Source organism: Candidatus Thioglobus sp. (assembly GCF_029243085.1).
Lineage (GTDB): Bacteria > Pseudomonadota > Gammaproteobacteria > PS1 > Pseudothioglobaceae > Thioglobus_A.
Genome location: NZ_JAQWSS010000049.1, coordinates 1 through 7,502 on the forward strand (window position 1 = coordinate 1; position 7,502 = coordinate 7,502).

The window sequence follows — 7,502 nt, forward strand, 5'->3', positions numbered from 1 at the left end:
GAATAACTTCGCATCCAAATACGCCGCATTTGTAATTGCCCATCGTAAGGTGATATTAGCCTTAATGGCAGTGTTCACTTTGTTTATGGGGTATTTTGTTCAGTTTATAGATATTCGTAATGACCCTGATACTTTACTGCCTGAAACTAACCGCTACGTAGCCACGAATGCCTATGGTGAGCAGAAGTTTGGTTTTGGTAATATTATGGTGGTGGGCTTTGTCTTAAAAGAGTGCGTGGGTGGTAACGATCCTTACGCTGATGCAGACCAAATTGTGCGTTTTGATCCACAAACAGGACTGCGTATTCATGAATCAGCTCCTTCGAAGATGACCCAAGCTATCTGTGAAACTGCGGGCGGTGCTTGGGAAACTAGTGAAGATATCTATCAGCCGTGGTTTGTGAACATGGTGCAAAAAGCTCATAACGATATGGTGGCACTTGATCATGCTCGTCCGTCCAACTTTATGGATATCGCGGCGCAAAAGATTAAGTATATGGGCACGTCTGAAGATGGCGGGCTGAAGTTTGAAAGATTAATCCCAGTTGCGGGTATTAACACCGCTGATAAACAAGTGGCAGATGTACAGCTTGCGCATCTTAAAAAAGGCATTGAAACTAACCCAGTATTAGCACCAATGCTAATGCTGAAACAAGATAAAGATGGCAACCGCTGTGAATTTTCTCAAGAAGGTTGGTACGACGATGATGTCTGTAGTGCCAAAGGCTTCTTTATTGTGGGTGACTATGCTGATACGGTTAAATCTGATTACTTACCATGGGTATCTTCAACCATTGCACTAGTAGATGCTATTAAAGCAGAGCATGGTGACAAGGTAGAGGTGCGCATTGCGGGTGAGCCGTATTTCTTGGCATTCATGCTTTATGATCTTGTGCAAAAGTGGTGGTTGTTTGCGATTTCATTCTTAATCGTGGTTGGGATGCTTTGGTATCTTAACAGAGGCTGGAGAGGATCAATCTTCCCACTCATTGGTGTGGTTTCTACTATTGTTATTACTCTTGGGTTAATGGGCTTTACTGGTTATAAGCTGACAACAATGATGGTGCTGACGCCAATGCTACTATTAGCCATTGGTACTGGGCACGCGGTGCAGGTTGTGCGTCGTTATCAGAGTGAATTGCATGGTAATGGTATATTGCCACTCAGTGCTGCTGAACGTGCTATTTCTGCAACGATCGTGCCAGCGACACTAGCGATTGTGACTGACATGGTCGGTTTCTTTACTTTGTCGTTTGTCGATATTTCATTCTACAAAGCTTATGCTTACTTTGGTATGTTTGGCATGATGACGATTCTAATTACCACGACAACCATTGCGCCAATCTTAATGGCGATGTTCCCGGGTAAAAATACTGAAGTAGATCCTTCAATGGTTGAGGCCTCTAAGTTTGAAAAAGGCATGGCTAAAACACTTACCAGCGTTATCACCGGTAAGATGAAAATCATTCCAATTGGTCTGATTGTGGCATTAGTAACATGGTCTGCTGTACAAACTAAAATTTATGCACCAACTGAAGAAAAAATCATGCCTGGATTGGAAGTGGGTATCAATTATTCACGTGCTGCCTTTAAATATGATTCAGATGCGAATATTGACCTGCGCCGCCTAGGTGAAGTGATGCCAGGTGTGATTTCAGTGAACATTCCTGTTAAGGGTAAGCCTGAACACTTCCCAATGTTGCCAGCTTGTGAATATGATGGTTCGCAAGCGCCAGGTACGCCTTGTTGGGATGAGGATGAAGATGCGCCACAAGGTGCATTTAACAATGCTGAGGTTCAAGCAGCAATTGAAAAAACTGAAGATTGGATGAGAGCTCATCCTAACATTGGCTTTACGGGTTCATACATTCAGTTTATGAAGATTGTTAACATGTTGATGATGACACCAGAAGGTCAAGAACCAAATCTGAAGTATTTCCATGTGCCAAATGCAGAATTTATTGCTAACAATATGGATGTGTATGGCGACGAAGAAGATCCTGAGTGGGTGCCTGATGCGAATGAAATCGTCACTGGTTTTAATGGCTTGTTAGAAGCTAATACCAATGCCGGTGATTTAGACTCATTTGTTGCTAAAGGTTGGAACGAGGGTGTGATTATGGGCTTTGTAAACACCATGGATCCAGTTAAAACACACCAAACGGTTAAAGATATCCAGCAGTTCTTTAAAGAGCATCAGCACGAGCCTGGATTTGATTTAGTAACTTGGGGCTTTAAGTCGGGCGATGTGGTGCACATGCCTGAGAGTGGCAAGATAGTTACCATTGAAGATAGCGGTACTGATACCGTAGCAGTGGGTGGTTTCCTAGGCGCAACAGAAGCCACACATGATGTTGCCGTACAAGAATATTTAACATCTCCGTTGATTACAGCATTGGCAATTTTCATTATTGCGGCACTGATCTTTGGTTCACCATTGGTTGCAGCAATTCTGACTTCAACCTTGTTAGTAACGCTATTTGGCCAATATGGCCTTGGCGCTTACTTTACCAGTATTGAAAACTGGTCAGGTAATCTTCACTTTGCAACCTTGGTATCGTTATCGATTGCGATGGGTCTAGGTGTTGACTACGGTATTTACATGATCTCACGTCTAAAAGAGGAGATGGCTGCCACAGGTGGACAGTGGGTTGAGTCAGTTAGAAATACTTTAGAGACAACCGGTGCGGCAGTATTTGCCTCTATTGTGGTGTTGTTAGCGAGTTTCATTCCGCTACTGATGACACAGCTGGCTAATACGTGGGCACTGGGTGTGTTTATTTCTGAAGCGTTGATTATTGATGTGGTTCTAGCATTAACCATCATCCCATTATTGGTTTATGTGTTTAAACCAAAGTATGTGTTTGGTGAGAAGAAATAAGACAAGTTAAACTAACTTTAAAAAGGCTTGCTTCGGCAGGCCTTTTTTATTGCTGAAATCAGAAGCTCTAAAGTATAATTCATGCATTATTTATAAGATTTATTATTAATGGCGTTAATTGTACAAAAATATGGTGGCACTTCAGTAGGCTCAGTTGAGCGTATTCAAGCGGTTGCTAAAAAAATTAAAGCGTTTGCAGATGGTGGTGATCAGCTCGTGGTGAGTGTCTCAGCGATGAGTGGTGAAACCAATCGAATGACAGCGCTCGCTCAAGAGATTCAAGACGTGCCATCTTTACGTGAGATGGATATGTTGCTAACTACCGGTGAGCAAGTTACTATTTCTTTATTAGCGATGGCATTACAACAATTGGGATGTGATGCAATTTCTTATCTTGGTTCGCAAGTGCGTATTGTGACTGATTCAGAACATGGAAAAGCGCGTATTAAATCAATTGATGATCACCGCATTCATGCCAGTTTAGACTCAGGCAAAGTGGTGATTGTTGCAGGCTTTCAAGGTGTGGACGAAGACGGACACATTACCACGCTGGGTCGTGGTGGTTCAGATACTACTGCTGTGGCATTGGCTGCAGCACTTAAGGCGGACGAGTGCCAAATTTATACAGATGTGGATGGTGTATATACCACAGATCCGCGTATTGAGCCTAAAGCTCGAAAGATGAATACCGTGAGTTACGAGGAGATGCTAGAGATGGCATCACTTGGCTCAAAAGTTTTGCAAATTCGCTCAGTTGAGTTTGCGTCGAAATACAAAGTGCCTTTAAGGGTGTTATCATCATTAATTGATAACCCTGTTGGCACGTTAATTACTAGCGAGGAAAACATTATGGAAAAAGCTGTTATTTCAGGCATTGCGCATAATAAAGATGAAGCAAAATTAAGTTTGATTGGTGTACCGGACAAGCCAGGTATTGCCTTTAAAATTTTAAAGAATATCAGCGATGCTAATATTGAAGTTGATATGATTGTGCAAAGTGTTTCGGCACGTGAAGGCTTGACCAATTTTGCCTTTACTGTACATCGTACTGATTTTGAAAAAGCGCAAACTATTCTACAAACTGTTTGTGATGACTTGGGCGCCATGGGTGTGCAAGCTGACGACAAAGTGGTTAAAGTATCCCTAGTAGGTATTGGTATGCGTTCGCATGCGGGTATCGCTTCACAGATGTTTGAAGTGCTACATAATGAAGGAATTAACATTCAGATGATTTCTACGAGTGAGATTAAAATCTCAGTAGTGATTGATGAAAAATATTTAGAATTAGCTGTGCGTTCATTGCACAGTGCTTTTGATTTAGACAAGGAATAAAAATGCCAGGATTTGACGACAGAGATGGTTTAATTTGGTTTGACGGTGAGTGGGTTGAATGGCGCGATGCTAAAGTTCACGTATTAACGCATACGTTGCATTATGGCATGGGCGTGTTTGAAGGTGTTCGTGCTTATGAGACTAGCAATGGTCCAGCGATTTTCCGACTTGAAGAACATACAGACCGATTATTTAATTCTGCCAAGATCATGAATATGGATATTGGCTTTTCAAAAGATGAAATTAACCAAGCACAGAAAGATGCGGTTGCTAAAAACAACTTAGATAGTGCTTATATTCGTCCAATGAGTTTTTACGGTTCAGAAGGCATGGGATTGCGTGCTGACACACTTAAGGTGCATACAATTATTGCTGCCTGGGAGTGGGGTGCATACCTAGGTGAAGATAACATGAAGAATGGTATACGTATCAAGACTTCAAGCTATACACGTCATCACGTTAATATTGCCATGACTAAAGCTAAGGCAAATGGTAACTACATTAATTCGATGTTAGCATTGCAAGAAGCGCTAACAGATGGCTATGACGAGGCTTTATTATTAGATATTGATGGTTTTGTTGCAGAAGGTAGTGGCGAGAATTTCTTTATTGTGCGTGATGGTGTCATTTACACGCCAGACTTAACTTCTGCCTTGGCCGGCATTACTCGTGATACAATTTTCCAATTAGCAACGGATTTAGGTTACAAAGTGATTGAAAAACGCATTACTCGTGATGAAGTATATTGTGCTGATGAGGCGTTCTTTACAGGCACTGCTGCAGAAGTAACTCCAATTCGTGAACTTGATAATCGCACCATTGGTAATGGTACTCGTGGTCCAGTGACAGAAATTTTACAAAAACTATACTTTGATTGTGTGTATGGTCGTAATGATCAATACCAATCTTGGATTGCAAAAGGATTGTGTAAATGAGCGATTTCGTAGATCAGAATCAACACAAACATGTTAGTCATTCGATTGTTGAAGCTCAAGATTTGCCGTTTCATTGTCCACCAAAAGACACGCAAAAGTGGAATATGCATCCTAAGGTGTTTATTCAATTTAACAAAAACGGCAAGGGCACATGCCCCTATTGCGGTGCTAGTTACGAACTAGGCTAAGAGTGGATAATAAGGCGGTTAATATTGTTTTAGTTGGGCCAATGGGCTCAGGTAAAACCTCAGTTGGACGTCGTCTAGCTTGTGTGCTTAAGCGTGATTTTTTTGACTCAGATTTTGAAATTGTCGCACGCACTGGTGTTGCTATTGATCATATTTTTGATGTTGAAGGTGAAGAAGGTTTTCGTCAGCGTGAAACCAGTATGTTGGCCGAGCTTTGTGAAATTACCAATATTGTTATTGCCACGGGTGGTGGAATCATAATCAAGCCAGAAAATAGAGAACTATTAAAACACAATAGTTTTGTGGTGTATTTGTCCTCAAGTATTGAGCATTTAGTGATGCGTACGGCGCGCTCAAAATCTCGCCCATTGTTAGAGAAATCAACCAATCGAGAAAAAACCATTCGAGAATTAGTTGAAAAGCGTGAGCCTTTATATCAGGAAGTGGCAGATGTTGTGATTGACACCACGGGTAAGAAGCTTTACGCTATTATTAACGAAATTAAAAAAGCCATTCCTAAATGAAAACAACCTTAACACTTAGTATTGCTTTGTTGCTCAGTACAAACTCTGTAGCTATGACGCAATCTGAGTTTGTTGAACGTTTAAAAATGATTCATCCTTTTTTTACGCAACAGGGTTATTCTCAGCAAACTTCTGAATTGGACTACATTGCCACAACTGCTAATCAAGATTGGGTATTAAGCGGCACTATCGATTCTGCGAATAAATTAAATACTCAAATTTCTAGCTCTACGATTAATGCCACACAAAATTTGGTTGAGACAGGTGCTGATATTACCATTAGTAATGTTTGGAGTGATGGATCAGATGCTGACAAACTCACAGTAAGCTATACACATCCTTTATTAAAAAATGTTGATGGGGTGAATGATTTGCTGGCAAGTGATTTATCAAAAATTCAAATTGATATCAATGCGCTTATGCGTACTCAAAGCACTGAAAAGTTCGTTTTATCTCAACTGGTTAAATTAATTGATTTAAGCTTTGCACAACAACAACTCGAGTTAACAACTCAGCGTCTAGCACTGTCTGAACAAGAGCTAACCCTGGTGAAAGAAAAATTCGCCCAATCAGTGGTAGACCAAGTTGATGTACTTTTGCAGGAAGATGCTTATCAGCGAACCTTGCAAAAACAACTGCAAGCTGAGCAAGCGTTAGATCTTTTAAAAGCCGAATTGTCAATTATTTTAAACCTGTCACCGAAGTTGATTCATAGTGATTTTAATCTTTATCAACTATATAAAAATAACTTGGGTGATATGGCAGCTTATTTGCGTGAAAATACTGCTGAGATGAAAATAGCTAAGCTTGATCAAGCTCAATTGCAAAGACAATTGTTGAGTGATAAAAACAATACTCAGGCACAACTTGATTTGCAGCTTGGTGTCAGTAATAAGAACGATAATGATTGGAATATCGGCCTAGGATTGAGCTATCCTTTGGGAGATACTAAGGCAAAAACAGCGCTTGAAAAAACCCACATAAGCCTATCTAAGGCGAAAGAGAATTCTGCAGAACAGTTACTAAATCTACGTGTAAAGACGAACGTTCTTAGTAAAAAGCTAACACATTTAACCAAGCTATTAAATACTTACCAGGCTCGAATAAAAATAGCAAACTCTCGAGCATTAGAAGAAAAAAAGCGTTATGAGCTCGGCAATTCACAAATAAGTTTTGTGATTTCAGCGCAAAATAATGTGCATGATGTCAAGCTAGCCTATGCGCAAGCAGCTGCTAGTTATCAAAAAACTGTATTAGAGTATAAGGCTACTATTGATCAACTATTGTAATGTCAATTAAGTATTTAATCACCCCGAAAAATCTACACGCTCATGTATTCGAAGTTGAGTTAAAAATACAGAATCCAAATCCTCTTGGACAAGTGTTCTCACTGCCAAGTTGGATTCCTGGTAGTTACTTAATTAGAGACTTTGCTAAAAATATTGTCAGCATGCAGGCGCACAGTTGTGGCCAAGCAGTTGAGATTAAAAAACTTGATAAAAACCATTGGGTGGCCCAACCGTGTGGAGAGGAGCTGGTGTTAACTTATGAGATTTATGCCTTTGATCTATCTGTACGTAGTGCTTATTTAACGAATGAGAGGGCTTTTTTTAATGGTACTAGTGTATTTCTACTGCCTTTG

Annotated in this window: 6 protein-coding genes and 1 pseudogene; all 7 read left to right on the forward strand. The window is 40.5% G+C overall.

Annotated features, from left to right (window positions below; translation table 11 throughout):
• Nucleotides 1-2,881, forward strand: a 2,881-nt coding sequence (locus tag P8M52_RS02980; protein ID WP_300307093.1) for an MMPL family transporter, incomplete at its 5' end; no start/stop codon positions are given.
• 108 nt (nucleotides 2,882-2,989) lie between these two features.
• Nucleotides 2,990-4,213, forward strand: a complete 1,224-nt coding sequence (locus P8M52_RS02985) for an aspartate kinase (RefSeq protein WP_300307096.1) — start codon at nucleotides 2,990-2,992, stop codon at nucleotides 4,211-4,213.
• Nucleotides 4,214-4,215: 2 nt separating this feature from the next.
• Nucleotides 4,216-5,148, forward strand: a complete 933-nt coding sequence (locus P8M52_RS02990; RefSeq protein ID WP_300307099.1) for a branched-chain amino acid transaminase — start codon at nucleotides 4,216-4,218, stop codon at nucleotides 5,146-5,148.
• The gene (locus P8M52_RS02995) at nucleotides 5,145-5,336 is read left to right on the forward strand and encodes a zinc-finger domain-containing protein (RefSeq protein ID WP_300307102.1); all 192 of its coding nucleotides are present in this window, start codon (nucleotides 5,145-5,147) and stop codon (nucleotides 5,334-5,336) included. The genes P8M52_RS02990 and P8M52_RS02995 overlap by 4 nt, the downstream gene beginning before the upstream one ends.
• A gap of 41 nt (nucleotides 5,337-5,377) precedes the next feature.
• A complete protein-coding gene (locus P8M52_RS03000; RefSeq protein WP_300307107.1) occupies nucleotides 5,378-5,860 on the forward strand; it encodes a shikimate kinase in 483 nt (160 codons plus the stop codon).
• Nucleotides 5,857-7,149 (forward strand): TolC family protein, encoded by a 1,293-nt coding sequence (locus P8M52_RS03005; RefSeq protein WP_300307105.1) that lies wholly within the window; start codon nucleotides 5,857-5,859, stop codon nucleotides 7,147-7,149. The genes P8M52_RS03000 and P8M52_RS03005 overlap by 4 nt, the downstream gene beginning before the upstream one ends.
• Nucleotides 7,149-7,502, forward strand: a pseudogene (locus tag P8M52_RS03010) (peptidase M61); the annotation flags it as partial. The gene P8M52_RS03005 and the pseudogene P8M52_RS03010, both read left to right, overlap by 1 nt.

Bases quoted from the DNA above. Each gene is read 5' to 3' on its own strand.
- P8M52_RS02990 (WP_300307099.1), top strand. From the start codon at position 4,216: ATGCCAGGATTTGACGACAGAGATGGTTTAATTTGGTTTGACGGTGAG.
- P8M52_RS03000 (WP_300307107.1), top strand. From the start codon at position 5,378: ATGGGCTCAGGTAAAACCTCAGTTGGACGTCGTCTAGCTTGTGTGCTT.
- P8M52_RS03005 (WP_300307105.1), top strand. From the start codon at position 5,857: ATGAAAACAACCTTAACACTTAGTATTGCTTTGTTGCTCAGTACAAAC.
- P8M52_RS02995 (WP_300307102.1), top strand. From the start codon at position 5,145: ATGAGCGATTTCGTAGATCAGAATCAACACAAACATGTTAGTCATTCG.
- P8M52_RS02985 (WP_300307096.1), top strand. From the start codon at position 2,990: ATGGCGTTAATTGTACAAAAATATGGTGGCACTTCAGTAGGCTCAGTT.